This is a genomic window from Paraburkholderia acidicola (assembly GCF_002362315.1).
Classification (GTDB): Bacteria; Pseudomonadota; Gammaproteobacteria; order Burkholderiales; family Burkholderiaceae; genus Paraburkholderia; species Paraburkholderia acidicola.
The window spans coordinates 1,786,432-1,805,553 of sequence record NZ_MTZV01000006.1 but is presented as its reverse complement, the minus strand read 5'-3'; the positions used below and the strand labels follow the sequence as shown (position 1 = coordinate 1,805,553).

At 59.6% G+C, this 19,122-nt stretch carries 19 protein-coding genes and 2 riboswitches; of the genes, 6 read left to right on the top strand and 13 right to left on the bottom strand.

What is annotated here, in order from left to right:
• Positions 1-51: 51 nt before the first annotated feature.
• A complete protein-coding gene (locus tag BWP39_RS26685) occupies positions 52-1,410 on the bottom strand; it encodes an epoxide hydrolase family protein (RefSeq protein WP_096725240.1) in 1,359 nt (452 codons plus the stop codon).
• A 188-nt stretch (positions 1,411-1,598) separates the two neighbouring features.
• Positions 1,599-2,237, bottom strand: a complete 639-nt coding sequence (locus BWP39_RS26680; RefSeq protein ID WP_096725239.1) for a TetR/AcrR family transcriptional regulator — start codon at positions 2,235-2,237, stop codon at positions 1,599-1,601.
• A 52-nt stretch (positions 2,238-2,289) separates the two neighbouring features.
• On the opposite strand from BWP39_RS26680, the gene BWP39_RS26675 reads away from it, so the two are divergent.
• Complete coding sequence (locus tag BWP39_RS26675; RefSeq protein ID WP_207557124.1) at positions 2,290-3,828, top strand: FAD-dependent monooxygenase; 1,539 nt, start codon at positions 2,290-2,292, stop codon at positions 3,826-3,828.
• Here BWP39_RS26675 and mntP read toward each other — a convergent pair.
• Positions 3,825-4,394 (bottom strand): manganese efflux pump MntP, encoded by a 570-nt coding sequence (gene mntP, locus BWP39_RS26670; RefSeq protein ID WP_096725237.1) that lies wholly within the window; start codon positions 4,392-4,394, stop codon positions 3,825-3,827. The two genes, BWP39_RS26675 and mntP, sit on opposite strands and share 4 nt — an antisense overlap.
• A 10-nt stretch (positions 4,395-4,404) precedes the next feature.
• Positions 4,405-4,571: riboswitch (yybP-ykoY riboswitch) on the bottom strand.
• 154 nt (positions 4,572-4,725) lie between these two features.
• Positions 4,726-4,908: riboswitch (yybP-ykoY riboswitch) on the top strand.
• Positions 4,909-4,921: 13 nt separating this feature from the next.
• On the opposite strand from mntP, the gene BWP39_RS26665 reads away from it, so the two are divergent.
• The gene (locus BWP39_RS26665; RefSeq protein ID WP_091012803.1) at positions 4,922-5,512 is read left to right on the top strand and encodes a TMEM165/GDT1 family protein; all 591 of its coding nucleotides are present in this window, start codon (positions 4,922-4,924) and stop codon (positions 5,510-5,512) included.
• Between the two features lie 113 nt (positions 5,513-5,625).
• Positions 5,626-6,135, top strand: coding sequence for a GNAT family N-acetyltransferase (locus BWP39_RS26660; protein ID WP_268877183.1), 510 nt, complete (start codon positions 5,626-5,628; stop codon positions 6,133-6,135).
• An 8-nt stretch (positions 6,136-6,143) separates the two neighbouring features.
• On the opposite strand, the gene BWP39_RS26655 is transcribed toward BWP39_RS26660, so the two are convergent.
• Positions 6,144-7,028 carry a 4-hydroxy-tetrahydrodipicolinate synthase family protein gene (locus BWP39_RS26655; RefSeq protein ID WP_096725235.1) on the bottom strand — a complete coding sequence of 295 codons (885 nt, stop codon included), beginning with the start codon at positions 7,026-7,028 and terminating at the stop codon, positions 6,144-6,146.
• 2 nt (positions 7,029-7,030) lie between these two features.
• On the bottom strand, positions 7,031-7,372 hold the full coding sequence (locus BWP39_RS26650; protein WP_096725234.1) for a hypothetical protein: 342 nt from the start codon (positions 7,370-7,372) through the stop codon (positions 7,031-7,033).
• Positions 7,373-7,632: 260 nt separating this feature from the next.
• On the opposite strand from BWP39_RS26650, the gene BWP39_RS26645 reads away from it, so the two are divergent.
• Positions 7,633-8,202: a cysteine hydrolase family protein gene (locus BWP39_RS26645; protein ID WP_096725233.1), complete on the top strand. Its 570-nt coding sequence runs from the start codon at positions 7,633-7,635 to the stop codon at positions 8,200-8,202.
• A gap of 102 nt (positions 8,203-8,304) precedes the next feature.
• On the opposite strand, the gene BWP39_RS26640 is transcribed toward BWP39_RS26645, so the two are convergent.
• On the bottom strand, positions 8,305-10,302 hold the full coding sequence (locus BWP39_RS26640; RefSeq protein ID WP_235851516.1) for an arabinofuranosidase catalytic domain-containing protein: 1,998 nt from the start codon (positions 10,300-10,302) through the stop codon (positions 8,305-8,307).
• Between the two features lie 1,360 nt (positions 10,303-11,662).
• Between BWP39_RS26640 and BWP39_RS26635 the strand changes: the two genes are divergently transcribed.
• Positions 11,663-13,456: a c-type cytochrome gene (locus tag BWP39_RS26635; protein ID WP_096725231.1), complete on the top strand. Its 1,794-nt coding sequence runs from the start codon at positions 11,663-11,665 to the stop codon at positions 13,454-13,456.
• Between the two features lie 48 nt (positions 13,457-13,504).
• Here BWP39_RS26635 and pqqE read toward each other — a convergent pair whose 3' ends face one another.
• From pqqE to BWP39_RS26600, 7 genes are all read right to left on the bottom strand, one after another.
• The gene (pqqE, locus tag BWP39_RS26630; RefSeq protein WP_096725230.1) at positions 13,505-14,695 is read right to left on the bottom strand and encodes a pyrroloquinoline quinone biosynthesis protein PqqE; all 1,191 of its coding nucleotides are present in this window, start codon (positions 14,693-14,695) and stop codon (positions 13,505-13,507) included.
• A gap of 2 nt (positions 14,696-14,697) precedes the next feature.
• Complete coding sequence (gene pqqD, locus BWP39_RS26625) at positions 14,698-14,988, bottom strand: pyrroloquinoline quinone biosynthesis peptide chaperone PqqD (RefSeq protein WP_096725229.1); 291 nt, start codon at positions 14,986-14,988, stop codon at positions 14,698-14,700.
• Positions 14,985-15,692 (bottom strand): pyrroloquinoline-quinone synthase PqqC, encoded by a 708-nt coding sequence (pqqC, locus tag BWP39_RS26620; RefSeq protein WP_096726194.1) that lies wholly within the window; start codon positions 15,690-15,692, stop codon positions 14,985-14,987. The genes pqqD and pqqC overlap by 4 nt, the downstream gene beginning before the upstream one ends.
• 11 nt (positions 15,693-15,703) lie before the next feature.
• A complete protein-coding gene (gene pqqB / locus BWP39_RS26615; protein WP_096725228.1) occupies positions 15,704-16,624 on the bottom strand; it encodes a pyrroloquinoline quinone biosynthesis protein PqqB in 921 nt (306 codons plus the stop codon).
• The gene (locus tag BWP39_RS26610) at positions 16,621-17,625 is read right to left on the bottom strand and encodes an alpha/beta fold hydrolase (protein ID WP_096725227.1); all 1,005 of its coding nucleotides are present in this window, start codon (positions 17,623-17,625) and stop codon (positions 16,621-16,623) included. Before BWP39_RS26610 ends, pqqB begins: the two co-directional genes overlap by 4 nt.
• 124 nt (positions 17,626-17,749) lie before the next feature.
• Positions 17,750-17,824 carry a pyrroloquinoline quinone precursor peptide PqqA gene (pqqA, locus tag BWP39_RS26605; protein WP_091012800.1) on the bottom strand — a complete coding sequence of 25 codons (75 nt, stop codon included), beginning with the start codon at positions 17,822-17,824 and terminating at the stop codon, positions 17,750-17,752.
• A 305-nt stretch (positions 17,825-18,129) separates the two neighbouring features.
• Positions 18,130-18,606, bottom strand: a complete 477-nt coding sequence (locus BWP39_RS26600) for a GNAT family N-acetyltransferase (protein WP_207557123.1) — start codon at positions 18,604-18,606, stop codon at positions 18,130-18,132.
• Between the two features lie 49 nt (positions 18,607-18,655).
• Between BWP39_RS26600 and BWP39_RS26595 the strand changes: the two genes are divergently transcribed.
• On the top strand, positions 18,656-19,048 hold the full coding sequence (locus BWP39_RS26595; protein ID WP_096725226.1) for a nuclear transport factor 2 family protein: 393 nt from the start codon (positions 18,656-18,658) through the stop codon (positions 19,046-19,048).
• The last annotated feature ends 74 nt before the right edge of the window (positions 19,049-19,122 follow it).

Here is a 19,122-nt window from a genome sequence, read left to right as displayed (position 1 = left end):
GCCGCATCGTTTCTCGCGCAGTGTCGGAAACCCCCCGGGGCTTCCGACGGTTCATTGCTGACGCAACGGCCTCAACCCCGCACGAACTTCTTCCGCAAACAACTGCGGTTGTTCCCACGCCGCAAAGTGTCCGCCTTTCTCAACCCTGTTGTAATAGATCAGATTGTGATACGCCCGTTCTGTCCAGCTTCGCGGGGCCTGATAGTTCTCGCGCGGAAAGACGCTGACGGCAGCCGGGATGGACACATCGGCGGCGGCCAGAAAGTTGAAGTGCGACTCCCAATAGAAGCGTGCGGCGGAAATCCCCGTGTTAGTCAGCCAGTAGAGTGTGATGTCGTCGAGGACATCGTTACGCGTCAGGCTACCGGCCGATTCACCATTGACGTCGCGCCCAAACACCGCCGACGTCAATGCCGCAGCCGGCTGAACGTAACCATCACCGTGATCGAGAAGCCAGCTTGCTAGTGCAACCGGTGAGTCCGCTAGTCCGTACAGCGTTTGCGGGCGTGTTCCCATCTCGAGTGCGTAGGCGCGTCGTTTCTTGAAGGCCGAGTTGAGCTGCTCGTAAGCGTGCTTTTCGTCATCGGAGAGACCGGAGGGTGCTGGGTCGCCAGCCTGAAGCGCTTTTGCGATTTCCGGCGGAACTGTAGCGGGGAAGCTGACGTGTATGCCCAGTAATTCCGGCGGCGCCTGCTTACCCATTACGTTGCAGACTACGCCACCAAGGTCGCCGCCTTGCGCTGCAAATTTCTCATACCCAAGGCGCTTCATGAGTACGACCCAGGCACGCGCGGTCTTCTCCGGTCCCCAGCCTGTCGTCGTCGGTTTGCCTGAAAAACCGTAACCCGGTAGAGACGGAATGACCAGATGGAAGGCATCCGACGCGCTCGCGCCATAGGCGGTGGGATTGGTTAGCGGATCGACGATCTTCAACTGCTCGATGATCGAACCGGGCCACCCGTGCGTGACGATGAGCGGCATGGCATTTTCATGTTTCGAACGAACGTGGATGAAATGAATATCCAGCCCATCGATCTCGGTGATGAATTGCGGCAACGCGTTCAGCTTCGCTTCACATGTGCGCCAGTCGTAGTCTGTCGACCAATGGCGTGCAAATTCCTGCACCATCGCGAGCGGCACGCCTTGCGAGTCGTCGGTGACTGTCTCGCGGTCGGGCCACCTCGTTGCCTTGATGCGTCGTCGCAAATCGATCAGTTGCGATTCGGGAGCGTGCACACGAAGCGGACGAATCGCGGTCTTGTCGCCGTTGGCCGGTTGCGTAATTTGAGCGATAGACGGATTCGTTTCTGCGAACGCGAGCTGGCTCAATGAGCTGGCAGCAACCGTTGCCGCTGCCACATTCACGAAACGACGGCGCGACGGCGATTGGGGAGAGGTGTTGTCGGACATAGGGTCTCCGGGTGGCAATGAAGCCGGGTTCCTGAGGCAGTGAAAGGTGCACTGCCTCTCGAGCCCAACGCTCGAAGACCGTATTCGAGCGCACGGAGTTATCCCGCATGTGTCGGAGAATGTGGCTTTTGTATAGGCGTGTTTCAACGGGTGCCACGGATACGTTACGGTACAAATGCAATGCTTGCTCAGCCGTAAGCCGTGCCCGCCATTGCAGCTTTAACGCCGACGGTTCCTTGCTCGACCATAGCGAGAAACACCGTTTTCGCTGCCTCGGTATCTTGCCGCTGTCGAAAGGTCTGGTGAGCCTGGATGAGGGCCACGGTCCACACGGCAAAGAACAAACCGGCGGCTAGATGAGCGACGGGATCTGCAGGTTGTTCCTCTACGCATTCGGATAAGGCTACCGCCAGAACTTGCGTGAGTTCGTCGCGTATCGCTCGCGCCCGCGCCTTGAGCGTCTCGCTGCCCTCGATCGTTTCGATGAAGCCCTGGCTCGCCGTAGAGAATTCAACGAACGGACTTTGTTCCTCGGCAAGCCGATGAGCGAGCAGACGTAACGTCTCGATCGGCGCAACGCATGGATCGCATTGCCGCAATGCTTCGCGCAGGATCTCGCGGAACTCCTCATCGCGATCGAAGAACATGTCCTCTTTGCGCGGAAAGTGATTGAACACCGTCATCCGTCCGACGTCGGCGGCTTCTGCGATCTCGTCCACCGTCACTTCATCGAAGCCTCGTTCGAGGAAGAGGCGCGTGGCGACATTGGAGATGCCCTGGCGCGTGGCGAGGCGTTTACGGGAGCGGCGGTCAGGTGGCGTTGACATGGCATCGATGATATCTCAAAATATGTACTGAGTACATATTGGAATGAAGTACATGAAACTTGTTGATGTTGTCGTTGTAGGCGCCGGCCCGGTCGGACTGCTGAGCGCAATCGAGCTGACTTTGGGTGGCGCGCGCGTCCTCGTGCTCGAACGCCTGGCTGCTCCGAGCATGGCCAGCAAGGCATTGGGGATCGGACCGCTGGGTAGCGAAGCGTTGCAGCGTCGCGGCATGACAGCAGCGATCGCCGCCGCAGAAGAGCACACCTTTGCCGCGATAAAGAAGGCCACCGAGCACAGCGGGCCGAATACGCGTGGGAAAGGCTCGAAGTTCAGCGGTCATTTTGCTGGCCTGTCTCTGATCCGCAAGGACGCGCAGAAAGAGCCGCTGCGGCATGCGTACCCGGTGGATCAGCAGGCTGTCGAAGCGATGCTGGCCGAGCGCGTGCGCGCGCTTGGCATCGAGGTACGTCGCGAGTGCGATGTCACGAACTTTGTTCAGCAGGTGGACGGCGTCGATGTGGAGTGGGCATCTCCGGCGGGTGGCGGTCGTATTCGCTGCGCCTACCTCGTGGGTTGCGACGGCGGCCGTAGCCAGATTCGCAAGATGGCGGGCTTCGCGTTCCCCGGCACACCGCCGACGATGACGATGTACCAGGCGATTGCCGAGATCGATCATCCCGAACGCCTGTTGCCTACCGGTTGGCGCCGCACGTCAGGTGGTGTGTTTTCCTACGGACCGTTTCCCGGTCGATTCTTCATGCTGGACTTTAGCGGTCCGCCGGAAGATCGCGAGGCTCCGGTCACGCGTGAGGAGATCGAAGCCGTTCTGCGTCGTATCAGCGGAGAAGATGTGCGGGTGAAGGCGCTCGACAGTGCGAGCCGATGGACCGACAACACGCGGCTCGTCGAGACCTATCGTCAAGGCAGAGTGCTGCTTGCCGGCGATGCGGCCCATGTTCACTCGCCGTTCGGCGGTCAGGGCCTGAGTCTTGGGCTCGTAGATGCTGCGAACGTCGGCTGGAAACTCGCCGCCGTCGTGCGCGGCGAGATGCCTGAAAGCCTGCTCGATAGCTACACCGCCGAACGTCGACCGGTTGCCGAAGCGGTTCTGGCAAATACGCTTGCGCAGATCGCCATCATGCGGCCCGATCCACAAGCGGGCGCGATGCGGGACATCGTTGCAAACCTCATGCAGTTCGACGACGTCAACCGTTTCATCGGCGAGATCATGAGCGGCCTTTCCATTCGTTACGACCTCGGCTCGGAGCTGGATGATGTCGGACGATTGATCGGCGACATGCCGATCAAGCTTAACGACGCACATGTCTCGCTCTACGATGTCATGCAGGATGGCATGGGTGTTTTTCTCGATGCTTCAATGGACGGCAAGGTTTCCGCACTCGTTACTGCGAACACGCAAAGGGTACGTTGCGTTGCCGTCGCCGCAGGGCCTTCGATGCTGATTCGTCCCGATGCCTGCATCGCCTGGGTCGGTGAAGAGGACAGCGTAGACGGCCTGGAAGAAGCGCTGCATCGCTGGTGTATTCCGGCGCTCGATGTTTCGCTTGATAAACGAGAAGCAAACGCTTAACCGAAAACTTTAAGGTGCTCGGCCAGTATCGTGCTGCCGATTCCAATCAACACTACGCCGCCCGCCATCTCGGCGCGCCGGCCCGCGACGCGACCAATCACACGACCAAGCATCACCCCGATCGTGACCATCGTCATGGTGGCGAGCCCGATCGCTGCGGCCGTCGAATAGATATTGACGTCGACAAAGGCGAGACCCGCACCGACCGCCATCGCGTCGATGCTCGTAGCGAAGCCGGTTAGCGCAAGCAACCAGAACGAATGAGTCGCGGGTTTTGTCTCTTCAACCTCTTTGGCACTGAAGCTGTTGAAAACCATGCGAGCGCCAAGGACGAGCAACAACGTGAATGCGATCCAGTGATCCCACGCAGAGACGTATTGCGCGGCTGCTTTGCCAAGAAACCATCCGGCCAGAGGGGTAAGCGCTTCGATCACGCCGAAGATCAATCCCGTCCTGACCGCTTCGCTCCAGCGAGGACGATGGAGCGTGGCACCTTTGCCGATTGCGGCTGCAAAGGCATCGGTGGACATGGCGAAAGCGAGGAACAGGGTTGCGACAGGATTCATGAGAGCAGGCACTCGAGGTCGGGCAGAAAACCACGACACACCGCCGCGCCCGACCGGTCGCGTGGTGTGTCGATGGTCTTGCCAACCTGACGGCTGCCTGCACCACGGTCTGTGCGACCGAGCATGTTGATGCAGGCGCTTCCGGGCGGAAGCCGGCTACTCCCCAAAGACAGGGGCGAGCATATCACGGCAGAAAGGCTTGTGTAATGTTGGCCATTCATTGCGGGCGACACGCAACGCTGCAGCGGTAATGCGCGAAATTGCCCGCAGGCATTGCAGCCTTGAACCATTCAATCGACTTGCTGCTGTCATGCCTGGCGCGATAGAATCGCGCCAGCTCATTGGGGAGTAGCCGCCCCGGACGCGATGTTCGGGGGCGCACGTCAACATACTTGGAGAGTCGCAAGACCTTCCATGGCGTACGCAGCGATATGCCTGGCAAGACCGATGACACGCATTCCGACCTAACCGGGTCGCCGGAATGCGCGTCATCGCGTTTTATCAGCGCGGCCCGGGTACAACTCCACATGCAATCCTTCCTTGTTTCGACCAGCGTGGTCGGCCTCGCCGAAATCGGCGACAAGACACAGCTCCTGTCTCTCGTGCTAGCGGCGCGCTATCGCAAGCCCATTCCTATCGCCCTGGGTGTGTTTGCTGCAACGCTGATAAACCACGCGGCATCCGGTGCGCTAGGCGCGTGGCTCGCGAGCGTTCTGAGTCCCGGCATCCTGAACTGGGCAGTCGTTGCGTCGTTCGCCGTGATGGCCGTGTGGATTCTCGTTCCCGATAAACTCGACGACGCCGATGCAGCGGTCACGAAAAATACGCTCGGTGTATTCGGCACGACGGCCGTGACGTTCTTTCTCGCCGAGATGGGCGACAAGACTCAAATCGTGACCATCGCGCTTGCTGCGCGATTTCATGAGTTCTTTGGCGTCGTCGCGGGTACGACGTTGGGTATGATGCTGGCGAACGTGCCGGTCATCTACCTTGGACATAAGTTCGCCGACCGCTTGCCGACCAAGGCAGTGCATATTCTTGCTGCCATTATCTTTGTGGTGCTCGGTGGACTTGCCTTGAGAACGGCGCTTTATCCGGCGGCGCATCCGATGTTCTGACGCACGGTGCGTGGAAAGGTGAGGAAATGCGGGAGTTCCAGACGATGTGCGCGAGCCTGAAAACGCTAACGAGGTAGACAATCCTGAGCACGACATCTTTTGATTCTTTAGTTTTGTCGACGTCCCGTATCAGACTCGAGCCTCTTGCTGTGAGCCACGCAGCAACGATGTTCGACGGATTGAGCGACCCTGCTTGCTATCGATACATCCCGGACGAGCCGCCAGGGAATGTGGAGGATCTGGCCGCCAGATATCGCATGCTCGAACGCCGCCGCTCTCCGGATGGTACCGAGGCCTGGTTGAACTGGGTGCTCATTGACCTTGATGGCAAGGCGCACGGTTATGTTCAGGCCACGGTAGACCTGAATTCGAAAGAAGCCTGGGTGGCGTATTTCGTATTCTCAACGAGTCAACGGCAAGGCTATGCAAAGGAAGCTTTAGGCGGACTGCTCCCCGTTCTTCGGGAAGCGTACGACATTGCCAGGTTCAATGCCGCCATCGACACGCGCAATGTCGCGTCGATTCGACTCGTCGAATCTCTTGGTTTTGTCCTCACTCAAGTCGTAAAGAACGCCGACGAGTTCAAGGGTTCTGTCAGCGACGAGTATCACTATTCGCTCTGAGGCGAAGACTAGTTTGTCGCCAGAGCAAACTCAGCACGCAGATCCTGCAACGTGTCACGCGCCTGGGACAAACGCTCCACCAGTTGCGCGGAAGCACGTGTGATAGGCATGCGGGTTTCGTCGGTCATGGGGTGATCGAATGCCAGCATCGCCTTGATTGCGGAAGGATTCGGCGCGGCAAACAACAACCGCAATACCGGCAGCAAGCTCGCAAATAGCGTGCGTGCCTCCGCCTCGCGATCGGTCTGGACCAGTTCCTGCACTTCGACCAGCAGATCCGCACAGACATGTGCGCTGGCCAGAATGCCACCCGATCCACCGCCGCTCACGCAGTCGACAAATGCGTCGTCGGTACCGCACAGCACACTGATCGGCAAGCTACGCAATGCGTCGAAGTGATCTTTGACGCATTCCTTGATCGCGAGGATGTTGTCGTGTTCGAGCAGCCGTTCGACCGTAGCCGGTGCGATCGCTACGCCGGTGCGATGTGGTACGTCGTACAGCACGATCGCGTGATCGGTTGCGCGCGCCACCTGTTCGAAGTGCCATTGGATGCCGGCTTGATCGGGGCAGATGTAGGACGGCGGCGAGACCAGATAGCCGGCACAATCCCAGTGTTCGTAACGCTGGATCTCACGCAGAACTTCGCGCGTGTCGGAACCGCCCACACCAACCAGCACGGGCAGACGCGTGCCGACGACGTCCGTGAGCGCCTGCAACACCGCAACGCGCTCGCCTTCTGACAGCAGCGCCGCTTCGCCGGTGGTGCCCAGTGCAACGAAGCCACTGATCTCCGTGCGCAGATAGTAGTCGGCGAGATGCTGCAGCGCTTCGATATCGACGGTGCCGTTGCGAAACGGCGTGACAATTGGCAACCAGACGCCTGAGTACATGATTAGCGTACCTCCGCGCTGGCGCCACGGCGTCGAAGCTGTCCAATGACTGCTTCGGGCAGTGTGGCAATCAACGTGTGCAGCGTGCAGTCGAGATCATCGGGTGCAATGTCGAAATGCACACGGACGTTACCGCGGACGATTTCCGTGCGGACGACGTAGACGCCTAGCGGGGAATACAAGAGCGTTCGCAGCAGCTCGCGCGAAGCCGCTTCGGTACGGCCAGGAAGCGTTACGGGGAGCAGTACGCGCGGGGCGCGGAACGGGATGACGTTGTTGCGTGAGACCGGTCGTGCGCGTTGGGGCACGGCGTCGAAAATCTGCAGCGATTGTGTGAGAGCCATGAGATGTGGCCGAGCCACTGTGGTTGTTCCAGACAGCTTCGAGAGTAGACTTCCCGGTGTAAACGCGGTGCAAAAATTCGGTTGTTGGGTGTCAAGAAATCGTGGCGACCTGCGACGTGTCCGCTCTATGGGTGGCCCGTAACAACTGAGACGCTTCGTGTGATGATCCTCCACCGTGTTGTAGCGTCTGCGTTAGCGATTTCCGCCAGTCTGAATGAAACCTCTGTCGAATCGATTTGAAAATTTATCTCTCTTGACACATGCGTCCTCTACTTCCTGCTCCCGGCGCCGTACTCCTGCTGATCGACCTGCAACGAGCGATAGACCATCCGAGTTGGGGCGAGCGAAACAACCCGCATGCAGAGGTGCAGATTGCCCGGTTGCTTGTCTACTGGCGCGATCGAGGTTGGCCGGTGTGGCATGTTCGGCATGACTCCACAGATCCGCAGTCATACTATCGACCGGGCCAGCCAGGACATGACTTCAAACCCGAGGTTGCGCCGGTGGCTGGCGAACCCGTCATTCCGAAGCAGACGAACAGCGCATTCATCGGAACCGATCTGGAAGATCGGCTTCGAGCTGGCGGTCATGACACGTTGGTTGTAGCAGGCGTTATTACAAACAATTCAGTCGAGGCAACGGTTCGCATGGCGGGAAATCTTGGGTTCCACACCTACGTCGTGGCCGATGGTTGTTTCACGTTCGCCCGGACTGACTGGAATGGGACGCACAGAAGTGCTGAAGACGTACATGCCATGTCGCTAGCCAACCTGGATTCCGAATACTGCACAGTTGTTACTGCGGATGTTTTATCCGGTTCCTCGAGTTAAAGCTGTATGTGAATCCTCTACATCGATTCATATCGGGTGGTGCCGAAGCACCACCCGAACTACCTGCTCACAAACTTCCGGCCAGCACTTCGCTCTTCAGACCTACATCCCCAGGCTAGACACGATCGCCAGACCAGGGCAGTAATGCGTAGCGCTCAGATAAGCCGCTTGCTGCGAACGAACTCCGCTGGCACTAGACGTAGGAGGATCGATAAACACGGACGCATTGTTCGATCCCGCGGGCGCCGTGAGCGTCATCGTCACCTTCCACCAGTTGCCCGATTTCACTGCGCTTAGCGACGTCGCCTGTCCCGACCCCCATGTCCCACGCACTACGGCACCTGTATTCGTATTGATAACCCAGCCGAATTCGGTGCCGTTCGAATCGTCGGTCTGGATCGATCCACCCGGAAAGACCGTTGCGTTCGTGGTAGCGAGAACGTAGTCGGTGAAGCTATACGATTGCCCGCCTTGAACCCGGATGACCTCATGAATGTTTGAAACCGACGAACCGTTTGTGCTGATCACTTCCGCGGCGCCCTTGTTGACTCTGGAGATATCCGTTGCAGGTTCGGCAGTACCACCGTTTGACTGGGACCATGCATCCGGTGCGGCAAGACTCAACGGTGAATTGATCAGATTGTTTGCATAGCACGCAGACGCCGCCTTATTGGCCGGCGGCCCATAGAAGCTCGCGATGCTTGCCTGGATGGCGTTATCGGTCGTGTTGGATGTCGCCTTGGTGATGACCGCGCCTTCGAAGAACTGGATGGGAGCCGCACTACCGTCGCCGCCTTCGCCAAGCGACAAACCGCCTTGCCATTGCCCGTTAAATGCGTGACCCGCAAGGCCGCCGAATTGATAGGCTTCCGGCGGCGCCTGGTCAAAGACTGCTGTGAGAACACTTTGCGAAGCGGAACCGCCCTTAACTGCGAAGACATTTGAGGCAGTCAACGGCGAGTATTTGGCGAGCACCGTGACGAACTTTTCTTTTGCGGGTTGTTGCGGACCGTAGAGATAAACGCCTGCCTCTGCGTCGACACCTGGCCAGTTCGTATCGAGCGCGTTGCATGCGGGGTCTTTTACGCCGGGTGCCTGGCTCGAATCACCATCGCAGTAGCCGTAGGGGGCCGAGGCGCCGTTTGCGAACGCCAGTCCAAACATTTCTCCTTCGACTTCCGTGCTGGGGTGCGTCGTGTTTTCCATATTCCCGTACGTTCCGCAGCACGTGGAGGACTGGCTGTAATGCGCGCCTGCCACCATGTATTCGGCGATGTCGCTATCGCCAATCGACTGGTTCACCGTGCCGAACCGGTTGCGGTACGCCTGTCCCGCCAACGTGCCGAGAGCAGGAATCTGTGCGCCCTGCAGTGGCACGAAGCTTAGCGCCGCAGGTGTGCCAGCAAGCGCCGGCAAATCGTTGCCGATCGTGAGCTGGAGGGTTGGCGACTGGGCGGTCAGCGCGGTGGGCGGCTGGCTCAGTTGAATGGTCAATGCTCGTCCCGGTAGCGTGATCGTCGCAAAGCCGTTGAGGACCGGAACGGTGGTCGTCTTTTGCGATCCCGATGTGCTGCCCGGAACGGTCAGCGACTCGGTTCCATCCTGGTTGAGTGTGAGCGTGGCGGGCACATTGCCAAACGCTCCGCCCTTGAGAGGCGCAACCAGATCGATCTGATCGTAGATGTACGTAACGGCACAGGTCGTATTGCTGCAGAACGCGGTCGTGCTCTTGACGTTGGCCGAACCGATCAACGAACGGTCCGTACCGCGCGGCAGCGTACCCGACGTATAGGGGTAGACGTTCTGCGTCGCACTGTCAGATGCACGTTGTATCTGGAACAAAGGGCCTTTGTAATTCCTCGTTAGCAGACGCGTCACGCTATGAGCCGCGGAGCACGCTGTATTGGCCGTTGCGGCGGCGTCGCAAGGTAGAGGCGAAGCGCTAGCCTCTTCCGTTGATGCGCTGTCATTTGACGGCGCTGCAGCATTTGATTGCGTCGCTGCATTCTGTGTCGACGCATTCGCGTTCGCCACACCTGCCGCTTGAGAACCGGACGCGCCGCTACTCGATCCATCACATGCAGCAAGCCCGACTGTCATCGCCAACAAAACGGAAATTAATCCAATTCCTCTGGACATCATGACTTCCTCCGATGAAACCACGCTTCTGATTGGGCCCGCGCAACCGGGTTGTAAAGGCTGAGTTGCCGGGAATCGTCACTGGTCAAGCAGGTAATCCGTAGAACGGTCACTTACTCCCGCGGGTTAGAACGTGCGCTACAGGGGTGACGCAACACGCCGCTTCGGTCGTGCAGCGCCTGGCAATGAGGTCGGTGGTTGGGTAAAGCGTGAAGATCCCGGCAAGCTGCGCTGCACTCGAGCCGTGACGCGATGCCTGCTCGTGGTCGTGCGGGAACTTGCCAGTGGCGTGGCGGTGTAACAGCCTCGTCAGGTAATAATATTAGTCAACAATTTCGCTCTTCCGTCTCAGGACAATCCCGTATTTATGTGAGATAGAGCGAGAATTTGTGCCCAGATACTGGAGCGCGGAGTGCAAGAGGCTCGGTGATTTGAAATATTATGCTTAATATTACTAATTCGAAAGCGACGAGATGGCTGTCGAGCGTGCGTGGCGATTGAAGCGTGCGAACTGAATATTCGGGGCTGCCCAGGTTGTGCAACTTGCGTTGTCACGGACGATGGGCGGTGAACGGTGAGGTACGCGCGGCGATAAACCTTAGAGGCAGCGCAGTGCTTCGATGGACCACTCGATCACGACGGCTTAGCCGATGAACCCCGGATGAGATACATGCCAGCTCATCGCTTGCAGTTACGAATCGCTAAAGAAATCTCTTGAGCACTTAGCGAGCACCTTTGAATTTTCCAAGTCAATTCGCATGAATTTCGCCGTTTACGAATGCGATTGCCTTTAGTAAATCGATACACCTAAGATCCAACCCACAAAGATAGCCAAAAGACGTTCCTGGTGCACTCACTTTCCTGGATTTTTCCTTAGATTCCCAGAATTTTCCTACGATTTTTCATTCCGCTTTTCCTGACGGCGATTGCATTGCGCACACAATGGTCCTTCTCTGACGCGCTCTCGCTTTTCACCTATACTGGACAGACCCGATTCTTTGAGTCGGGTCTTTTTGCTTCAATTCAGCCTTTCAATCTGGAATCGGAAGTCTTTGCAGACTTGCCTGTCGTAAAGAGAGGCGAGGGGCGCTTCGCGAATTCCAAAGAATGAGGTCATCACAGATGACATCATGGAGACAGGCCGGTGCGGACCTACCGCACAGGCTGCTGATTGCTGAGCGCAATTCCCGGCGACCGGTGCCACCGAGCGTACCGGCTCGTCGCATCGATTCCGATACCACGTCCCTCCGTTTTTCGTTGCATCCCCACTCCGCTTGTTCCGTTTGTTCCATTTGCTACCCGTCTTAGGGAGGCTACTTCAATGCGCGTTCCGTCTGCATCAACGCTTGGTTTACTCACTCGACTAGCCAGTGCTGCAAGCCTGGCAGCCGTGTCGCTGGCCCTCGTGCCGACTGTTCATCTGATCAAACCGGTCGAGGCAGCCGAAAGCGCCGCGACCTGTAACAACGCGGCAACCGGCATCTCGTTGCCCGCGGGCTTCTGCGCGACAGTTTTTGCCGACAACCTGGGCCATGTGCGGCAAATGGCGGTAGCCGCGGATGGCACGCTCTACGTCAACATGTGGAGTGGTCGCTATTACCAGGAGAACACACCGCCTGACGGCGGCTACCTCGTCGCGCTAAAGGACACTAAAGGCGAGGGGCACGCGGACGTGATCCAGCATTTCGGCGAGACCGCTGCTGACGGCGGTCACGGCGGCACAGGTCTCAAGCTTTACAACAACGCGGTCTACGCCGAAAGCAACGACCGCATCATGCGTTATGCGCTGAAGACCGGCGATGTCGCACCGACCGGTAAAGGCGAAGTGATCGTGTCCGGCATGCCGGTCACCGGCGATCACCCGATGCACCCGTTCGCGATCACTCCCAAGGGCGATCTGCTGGTCGATCTCGGTTCGGCGACCAACGCGTGCGAGAAGCAGAATCGCACGCCGCATTCGCCAGGCAACCAGCCCTGTACCGAGAAGGAAACCCGCGCCGGCATCTGGCGTTATGACGCGAACAAGACCGGTCAAACGTTCTCGGCCGCCGAGCGCTATATCAGCGGTCTGCGCAACGGCGAAGGGATTGCGCTCGACGGTGCGGGCCGGGTCTTCTCGACACAGCATGGTCGCGATCAACTTCACGAAGACTGGCCGGAACGCTTCACGGCGAAGGAGGGCCAGGAGTTGCCGGCGGAAGTCATCGTCGAATTGAAACAGGGCGCCGACTACGGCTGGCCCGAATGCTATTACGACGGCACGAAGAAGAAGCTGATGCTGGCACCGGAATACGGCGGCGATGGAAAGAAGATCGGACTGTGTGCTAACCGCACATGGCCGGTCGCTGCTTTTCCGGGGCACTGGGCACCGAACGACCTGACGTTCTATGAAGCCAAAAGCGGCTTCCCGAGCGCATACCGGGGCGGTGCGTTCATCGCCTTTCACGGCTCGTGGAATCGGGCGCCTGCGCGTCAGGAAGGCTACAACGTCGTGTTCCAGCCGTTCCGTGATGGTAAGGGCGTTGGCAACTACGTGATCTTCGCGGATGGTTTCGCGGGAGCCGTAAAGGAGCCGGGGCAAGCCGCGTTTCGTCCGACCGGTCTCGCCGTGGCACCTGATGGCGCGCTCTTCATCTCCGACGATGTCCACGGTCGCATCTGGCGTGTGACCTATAGCGGCGATGCGAATGCACCGATCGCAGCCGCGCCGGTGCCGACAGCCGCACAGTCGTCGTCGGGTTCGCAGTTGCCACCTGAAGGCATCCATCCGGACGCGGGAAAACCGACCGCCGATTTGCCTGTGCCGCCGGGTTCGTCAAAAGCCGAAGTTGAACTCGGCCAACGCGTGTTCCTCGGCCAGGTGGGCGGCGCGACCTGTGCCGGTTGCCACGGCTCGAACGGCAAGGGCTCGGGGATTGGCGCGGACCTGACGAAGGGGACATGGCTGTGGAGCGACGGCAGCCTGTCGGGTCTTGGCGAGACGATCGCCAAAGGTGTGGCGCATCCGAAGGAGCACAACGACCTGATGCCGCCGATGGGTGGCGTTCAACTGTCGCAGAAGGACCTTAAGGCAGTGACCGCTTACGTGTGGGCGATAGGGCATCAAGGGCAGTAATGCCTTTCGGTCCAGGTCCAGGCGCATCGTTCGATGATGCGCCTGGACCTAAGCGATGCGCTTCCCCGATAGAGGCGTAGTTGCAAGCCGGCGCGAATTGGCGTCGTTGCGAAACAGGATCGGTTGCTCGCGCGGTTGGATGGCGACGTTTGCATCCGCGGTCGTGGCAGCACGACGCACAACCTGCACCACGGCATCGTGCGACGGCGACTTGTCGCACACCGGATCGGCATTCGCTGCATCGCCGGTTAGCAGGTAAGCCTGGCAGCGGCAACCGCCCAGGTCGCGTTCTTTCTCATCGCAACTGCGGCACGGCTCCTTCATCCAGTCGAGGCCGCGAAAGCGGTTGAATGCCGCACTTTCATACCAGATCTCGCGTAGCGGCATCTGTGTCACATTCGGAAAATCGAGTCCCGGCAGACTGCGTGCGCTATGGCACGGTAGCGCTGCGCCGTCCGGTGCGATGCCGAGGAACACCGTGCCCCAGCCGTTCATGCAGCGCTTCGGGCGACGCTCGAAATAATCCGGCACGACAAAGAAGATCTTGCAGCGGTCTCCATGTGTGCGGCGATAACGTTCCACGACAGCCTCGGCCTCGTCGAGTTGCTCGCGCGTTGGCATCAGTTGCCCCTGGTTCGTGTGCGCCCAACCGTAATACTGTGTGTTCGCCAGCTCCAGGTATTCGGCGCCCATCGCGAGCGCCATGTCGATGATCTTGTCGACGTGCGGAAGATTGAAGCGATGCAGTACACAGTTGAGTACCATCGGAAAACCATGCTGCTTGATCGATGTCGCGACGCGCTGTTTGAGGTCGAAGGTGCGCGTGCTGCTCAGAAAATCATTCAGCTCTTGCGTCGAATCCTGGAACGACAGCTGGATATGATCGAGGCCCGCGGCTTTTAGATCACCCAGCCGCTTGTCGGTGAGGCCGACGCCGGACGTAATCAGGTTCGTGTAGAAGCCGAGTTCGCGCGCTTCTTTGACGAGCACTTCGAGGTCGTCGCGCACGAGCGGCTCGCCTCCGGAAAACCCGAGCTGCGCGGCGCCGAGCGCACGAGCCTGGCGTAGTACCTCGATCCATTGCGCGGTGTCGAGTTCGCGATTGTGCTCCGTATAGTTGACCGGGTTGTAGCAGAACGCGCAATGCAGCGGGCAACGATACGTCAGCTCCGCGAGCAGCCAGAGCGGTGGCGCTATACCGACATCGGGCGGTGCAACGGGAGCAGAAGGATCGCTCATGGCTACTCCAGCCAGCCGTGTGCCTGCGCATCGGCGAGGAACGCGCGCACTTCGACACCGAGTCCGGTCGTATTGAACGCCAGTTCCAGATCGGCGATCAACGTGTCCACCTCGCGCGTACCGTCGCAGCGCTTGAGGATTTCCGCAGCGCTCTGATTGAGCTTCACCATGCCCTCGGGATAGAGCAGCACATGCGCGTTCTGCGCTGGCTCCCATTGCAGGCGAAACAACGTTCTGATCTTTGGACGATGAAGCGTCGACTCATCGCCGGCGGTGTGTGACAGGTCGTTCATTGCGGAAAGGCCTTTTCGATCGAATCCAGCATGGTCCACAGAATGTCGAGCTTGAATTGCAGGATCTCGAGCGCGCGTTCCTGCTGCTCGCGTCGTTTGAAATAATCGAGCGTGACTTCCAGCCCGTGCTGCACATCGCGCTGTGCCAGCGAAATGCGCGAACGGAAATACGCGAGGCCCGCAGGATCGATCCACGGATAATGCTCCGGCCAGCTCGCAAGCCGGTCGCGATGCACCTGCGGCGCGAACATCTCGGTCAGCGACGAACAGACTGATTCCTGCCACGGAGCGCGGCGCGCGAAGTTCACGTAGGCATCGACGGCGAATCGCACGCCGGGTGTCACATGCTCGAGCGACCACAGTTCGTCGCGCGACAAACCGACTGCGTCCGCGAGACGCGCCCATGTCTCGATGCCGCCTTCCTCGTCGCCGTAACCATCGTGGTCGAGAATGCGCAGCACCCAGCGGCGGCGCGTGTCGCGATCGGGACAATTCGACAGAACCGCCGCGTCTTTTAGCGGAATGTTGATCTGATAGTAGAAGCGGTTTGCGACCCAGCCGCGGATCTGTTCGCGCGAGCAACCACCGGCGTTCATCTGTACGTTGAACGGATGATGGATGTGATAGGCGGTGCCTTTTGCACGCAACTGCGCTTCGAATTCGTCGCGTGTCCAGGCGGGTTGTGCCGCGTCCTCTGCGTTCATGCCGTCTCCGTTCATAGTTCGAAGGTCATCCCGTCATAGGCGACTTCGATCCCGTGTTCGGCCAGTACGCGCCGTTCGGGACCATCCTCGACGAGGATCGGGTTTGTGTTGTTGATATGGATCAGCACCTTGCGCGCGCGATCAGCACCAAGCGAGTCGAGCACCTCGATCATGCCGCCCGGGCCCGACTGCGGTAGATGACCCATGTCGGCGGCGCTCTTCTTCGACAGACCGAGGCGGATCATTTCGTCGCCGGTCCATAGCGTGCCGTCGACTAGCAGCAAGTCTGCTTCGCGCATTGTCGCGAGCACATGTGGCTCGATTGCGCCGAGGCCTGGCGCATAGAACACGCGCTTGCCGGACGCCAGGTTTGTGATCGCAAGACCGATGTTGTCGCCGCGCTCGGGCGCGTGGCGGTGCGGCGAATACGGCGGTGCTTTGCTCGACAGCGGCAATGCGTCGATCTGCACGCCAGGCAGCGCGGCGACTGCGAGCGGCGCGCCATCGAGCGCGATGCGGCGATGCTCGACGCCACAGTAGTGCGACAGGATTGGGCCGACCGGGAAGCCGCTGGACAGGTCTTGCCATACGGCGTCGGTGGCATAGAGCGGCAGCGGCGTGTCGCGCTCGCGCAGCATCAGCAGGCCGGTGACATGGTCGATCTGTGCGTCCATGACGAGCACGGCGGCAATGCCGCTGTCGCGTGCTCGACGAGCCGGTTGCAATTCCGGATGCGCGGCGATCTGCGCGAGCAGATCGGGCGATGCATTGACGAGCAACCAGTCATCGCCGTTCGTGCTGATCGCGATCGACGATTGGGTGCGGCGAGTTGCCTTTAGCGTGCCGCGCCGCACGCCGTCGCAATTGCGGCAGTTGCAGTTCCATTGCGGAAAACCGCCGCCCGCCGATGAACCGAGTACCTTGATCTTCATGCTGCGCGGCGCACGATGCGCCCCTCGTGAGCGGGTGGGGTGAACATCGTTTCGAGCGCGCGCGCAACGCGTTCGTGGAGCACCGGGTCGCTCGCCAGATGACCTGCGCCAGGCACATATTCAATCTGCGCCGTGGGAACTGCGTGTGCAAGGCGCCGCAGATTACCTGGTGGACAAACCGGATCGCGCGTACCGTGTACCGCCGCAAGTGGTACACCGGCCCTGGCGGCGCAGCGCGCAAGCTCAAGCAGACGGGTTTCGCCGAGCCAGCAGCGATGCGCGAGGTAGTGTGCCTGGATGCGGTATTTGCCGATCAGCCTGCGCGTTTCGCGCGGTGATTCCGCTGCCGCTCGATGTGTCTGACGCGCATCGCGACCACTCAGCACGGCTTCTTCGTAGTTACGCCACGCAAGCGCGACCGCACGTTGCCGTGCCGGGTGAGTGCCGTCTTGAAGCGTCGCGCCGCAGCGGGAGATCAAAGCGGTGGGGTGCTCGCAGCGCGCCGCAACGCACAGCCGGGACGACGCGCGCGGCGCGCGGCGCCGCGATCTGACAAAGAGCCCCCGCACTTCACGTGCAGAAGTCAGGAATAGTCCACGCAACACGACGCCCAGGACCGCTTGCGGATGTCGTCCCGCATACGCAAGTGCAAGAGCGGCCCCCCACGATCCACCGAGCACGCCCCAGCGTTCGAAGCCGAGCCGCTTGCGAATCGCTTCGAGATCGTCGATCAGATGGTCAGTGCGGTTGTGACGGATGCTGCCGTGTGGGGTCGAGGCGCCGGTGCCGCGCTGATCGATCAACACCACTCTGAAGCGTGTCAGATCGAAGAGCCGCAAAGCACCAGGCTGACTGCCGCTGCCCGGGCCGCCGTGCAGAACGGCGATCGGCACGCCGTCGGCAGCGCCTGCTACCGCGAACGAGACGCGATGGCCGTCGCTTGTATGCAGCGTGTGAAGTTCAAGTTGGGGTGTTGTTTGCCGCGGGCTGTGCTTCGTCATGGAGACATCCTTGCGAGCGGCTTGTCGTGATCGGTGAATCGATGCACTAGTGTGTTTCCGCCATGCAAGCGCTGCGGTTACACGTTCCGCAGAAGGGCCGCATACGGCTGCGGCCCATACAGGCTTAACGCGTTGCGATATACATCGTGATTTCGAAGCCAAGACGAATATCGGTGTAGCTAGGAGTTGTCCATTGCATCGTTGCGTTCCTCCATGTGACTGATACAGATTTGTCGCCGTCGGCCCGGCGCGATACCGGACTTCATGGGCGCTCAACAGCACGCAAGCTCCATGCCCAACACTGCTTTGCACGGTACTTCCGTTTGATTACACCGCGTGGTGCGGCGAAAACGTAGCAAGGTGTTCAATCGCTGTCGTGCGGTTTGCATTATCGCCCGACCGGTACGATTCGTCAGTCGCTCTAGCGTACCCGAAAATGCGCTTCTCGATACGCGGTCAATCGTTCCACCGCGCATGTCTGTCCGGCAAACGATTGGATGGCGATCACACCAGAGCCTTCTTCATGGACGGCGCGAGGTGTAGCGCATAACGCTCGCGTTCATAGAACGGAATGGCTTCCGGTCGCGCATCGAGAAAAATCGCAGCCATGCCGCGGGCACGGGCATCGGCTTCGGCATATTCCATCAACGATCGGCCGGCACCGCTCCCGCGTACTTTCGCATCGACTACGAGGTCGTCGATGTGCAGGTGTGCACCACGCGCCAATGTGTGGACGGGCCTCATACCCATCACGCCGACAATCTTTGCGTCCTTGAAAGCTGCAACAAGCTCGTAGCCCGAATACGATTGCCGGCGAACCCGTTCTAGGAATTTTGCTTCATCGAGAGAACGGAGCTGCGCGATAACGGGGTAGGCCTGTACCCATTCCGCGGGCGAGAGTCGTTTGATTTCCAGCGTGATGCGATGAGATTCGATCATAGCCGCAGAAGATGTCCGCTCAAAAAGTTGATATTGTTGCACGGGGCCGCGTTAGCGACGCCCCTCATAATCCTCCTTTGCGACCCACACCATGACTACTGCTTCCGACACCGCCGTTCATGTGGTTCAAGCGTTCTGGCGTCTCATGGCTACGAACAACTTTCACAGCGTCGCAGCGGTTCTGGCTGACGACTTTGTCCTCGAGTACCCACAATCGAAAGAGCGCATTCGCGGCGCCGCCAATTTTGTTCAGTTCAATGCGCAATACCCGGCGCAGGGTACGTGGATTTTCACGATCAACCGGATCGTCGGAAATGAGCAGGAGGCTGTGTCGGACGTGCTCGTCACCGATGGCGTCCAGCATGCCCGCGCAGTCTCGTTCTTTACGGTCGAGCACGGCAAAATTGTCCGCATGGTGGAATTCTGGCCTGAGCCCTACGAACCGCCATTCGATCGCCCACAGTTTGTCGAGCGGATCGAATAAGCGAGTAAGGGGGTAAGGAAGTGAGGTGCCCAATCCGCTTGACCCTCACGTAACGTAAGGTTCTAGCCTTCATC

Coding starts and splice junctions, on each gene's coding strand:
- BWP39_RS26685 (WP_096725240.1), bottom strand. CDS start 1,410: ATGTCCGACAACACCTCTCCCCAATCGCCGTCGCGCCGTCGTTTCGTG.
- mntP (WP_096725237.1), bottom strand. CDS start 4,394: ATGAATCCTGTCGCAACCCTGTTCCTCGCTTTCGCCATGTCCACCGAT.
- BWP39_RS26645 (WP_096725233.1), top strand. CDS start 7,633: ATGCGTCCTCTACTTCCTGCTCCCGGCGCCGTACTCCTGCTGATCGAC.
- BWP39_RS26675 (WP_207557124.1), top strand. CDS start 2,290: ATGAAACTTGTTGATGTTGTCGTTGTAGGCGCCGGCCCGGTCGGACTG.
- pqqD (WP_096725229.1), bottom strand. CDS start 14,988: ATGAACGACCTGTCACACACCGCCGGCGATGAGTCGACGCTTCATCGT.
- pqqC (WP_096726194.1), bottom strand. CDS start 15,692: ATGAACGCAGAGGACGCGGCACAACCCGCCTGGACACGCGACGAATTC.
- BWP39_RS26680 (WP_096725239.1), bottom strand. CDS start 2,237: ATGTCAACGCCACCTGACCGCCGCTCCCGTAAACGCCTCGCCACGCGC.
- BWP39_RS26665 (WP_091012803.1), top strand. CDS start 4,922: ATGCAATCCTTCCTTGTTTCGACCAGCGTGGTCGGCCTCGCCGAAATC.
- BWP39_RS26655 (WP_096725235.1), bottom strand. CDS start 7,028: ATGTACTCAGGCGTCTGGTTGCCAATTGTCACGCCGTTTCGCAACGGC.
- pqqB (WP_096725228.1), bottom strand. CDS start 16,624: ATGAAGATCAAGGTACTCGGTTCATCGGCGGGCGGCGGTTTTCCGCAA.
- BWP39_RS26595 (WP_096725226.1), top strand. CDS start 18,656: ATGACTACTGCTTCCGACACCGCCGTTCATGTGGTTCAAGCGTTCTGG.
- BWP39_RS26610 (WP_096725227.1), bottom strand. CDS start 17,625: ATGACGAAGCACAGCCCGCGGCAAACAACACCCCAACTTGAACTTCAC.
- pqqE (WP_096725230.1), bottom strand. CDS start 14,695: ATGAGCGATCCTTCTGCTCCCGTTGCACCGCCCGATGTCGGTATAGCG.
- BWP39_RS26635 (WP_096725231.1), top strand. CDS start 11,663: ATGCGCGTTCCGTCTGCATCAACGCTTGGTTTACTCACTCGACTAGCC.
- BWP39_RS26650 (WP_096725234.1), bottom strand. CDS start 7,372: ATGGCTCTCACACAATCGCTGCAGATTTTCGACGCCGTGCCCCAACGC.
- BWP39_RS26640 (WP_235851516.1), bottom strand. CDS start 10,302: ATGACAGTCGGGCTTGCTGCATGTGATGGATCGAGTAGCGGCGCGTCC.